This is a genomic window from Mesorhizobium sp. M2A.F.Ca.ET.037.01.1.1 (assembly GCF_003998075.1).
GTDB lineage: Bacteria > Pseudomonadota > Alphaproteobacteria > Rhizobiales > Rhizobiaceae > Mesorhizobium.
Map to the genome: position 1 here is coordinate 1 of NZ_RZSA01001296.1, position 1,504 is coordinate 1,504.

The following is a 1,504-nucleotide window of genomic DNA, read 5'->3' on the forward strand; positions in this document are numbered from 1 at the left end:
GCCTATGACGAGGCCGAAAAGGTCTGGACCGTGGTGGTCGACCGCGTCGGCCAGCGCGTCACGCTGAAGCCGAAGCACATCGTCTTCGCCACCGGCGCCTACGGGCCGCCGCGGCGGATCGAATTGCCGGGCGTCGACAGCTTCAAGGGCGAGCTTTTGCATTCCAGCCAGTATTCCACCGGTGAGAAGTTCCGCGGCAAACGCGTCGCGGTGATCGGTGCTGCAAGCTCCGGCCACGATGTCAGCGTCGACCTGTGGGAAGCAGGCGCCAAGGTCACCATGGTGCAGCGCTCGCCGACGACCGTGGTGAAATCCGATACGCTTATGGATGTCGGCTTCGAGATCTTTTCCGAGAAGGCGCTGGCGCGCGGCATCACCACCGACAAGGCCGATATGATCGTGCCTTCCACGCCCTTCGCTTTGGTGCCCAAGGGCCAGCGCGCGCTCTATGACGTGATCAGGGCGCGAGACGGGGATTTCTACACGCGTCTCAGCGACAGCGGCTTCTCCATCGATTTCGGCGAAGACGAGACCGGGCTCTTGATGAAGGCCTATCGCACCGGCTCGGGCTATTACATCGATGTCGGCGCCTGCGAGCTGATCCTGAACGGCGAGATCAAAGTCAAAAGCGGCGTCGGCATCAAGTCGCTGACGCCGAACGGCATCCTGTTCGAGGACGGCAGCGAATTGGAAGTCGATGCGATCGTCTGCTGCACCGGTTATCAGTCGATGAACGAGACGGTTGCCGCTGTCGTCTCACGCGAGGTCGCCGACAAGGTCGGTCCGTGCTGGGGCCTCGGCTCCGGCGTGAAGGGCGACCCCGGTCCCTGGCAGGGCGAGTTGCGCAACATGTGGAAGCCGACGGCGCAGGAGGGGCTGTGGTTCCACGGTGGCAATCTGGCGCTGTCGCGCTTCTATTCGAAATATGTGGCGCTGCAGCTGAAGGCGCGGATGGAAGGAATTGCGACGCCTGTTTATGGCGAGCCGAGTAATTCGCGAACCTAGCGTTTGTTATCCTGGGGCGGTGCGACGCGAGGCGGTACGTAGACCCTAGAACGACGATTTTGAGGGGCCAAGATGCCTGGCCGCCACATCCACATGCGTGTGATGCGCATGCGCTTCGAAGCGTTCGGTCTCGTCGTGGTCGGGCGCTTCGTTTGGCCACCATTTGCCGCCGATGGCAATGCCGTTGGACACCAGGCGCTGGTCGAGGTGCTGCGCGCCGCGACGGTGAATCCCGCGCAGCACCTCGACCAGCGGCATGCCGAGCGCCATGAGCTTCGACATGCAGACCAGCATGTCGAAGGCCGGGCCGTCGACGCAGTAGAGGTGAACGTCGCTCGATATGACGTCGGGCGCGAGACCCTCGGCGAGCATCGCCTTCGCCACCTCGAAGTCGAAGGAGCCCATGCCGTGGCCGATGTCGAAGATGACGCCGCGCTCGCGCGCGAGCCGCATGTCCGGCCGCACCGTGCCCGAGGCGAAGACCGGGGCGTTGGGGAAT

1 protein-coding gene and 1 pseudogene are annotated in these 1,504 nt (G+C 63.8%); one reads left to right on the forward strand and one right to left on the reverse strand.

Annotated features, from left to right (window positions below; all coding sequences use genetic code 11):
• On the forward strand, positions 1-1,005 hold a 1,005-nt coding region (locus EOA27_RS36095; RefSeq protein ID WP_145970818.1), incomplete at its 5' end, for an NAD(P)/FAD-dependent oxidoreductase.
• 45 nt (positions 1,006-1,050) lie between these two features.
• Here EOA27_RS36095 and EOA27_RS36100 read toward each other — a convergent pair.
• A pseudogene (locus tag EOA27_RS36100) lies at positions 1,051-1,504 on the reverse strand (amidohydrolase/deacetylase family metallohydrolase); the annotation flags it as partial.